Consider the following 326-nt stretch of genomic DNA (forward strand, 5'->3'; position numbering starts at 1 on the left):
TCATGACTGGGGTGAAGTCGTAACAAGGTAGCCCTAGGGGAACCTGGGGCTGGATCACCTCCTTATACGATTTAGAACTTATTTGTTCGTAGTGTCCACACAGATGATTGTTAATTAGTGCTTGTCCTTCGGGATAACTAATTAATATGCTCTTTAAAAATTTGGAAAAGCTGATAATAAAATTCTGATGAATAACATTGTTATTTATCAAGAGTTTTCAAAAGTAAAAAAAGAATGGTAGCAGTACCATTCAGTGCCATTTAATTAACGTTTTACGTTGATTGATTGGTATCTACTTTAGTATTCAATATTAACTTCTGGCGAAG

1 rRNA gene is annotated in these 326 nt (G+C 34.7%); it reads left to right on the plus strand.

Annotated elements, in window-relative coordinates:
* Positions 1–65: ribosomal RNA gene (locus H5159_RS20855) — 16S ribosomal RNA — on the plus strand; the annotation flags it as partial.
* Positions 66–326 lie beyond the last annotated feature (261 nt).

Origin of the sequence: Pseudoalteromonas sp. SG43-1, from assembly GCF_014164415.1 — a bacterium.
GTDB lineage: Bacteria > Pseudomonadota > Gammaproteobacteria > Enterobacterales > Alteromonadaceae > Pseudoalteromonas > Pseudoalteromonas distincta.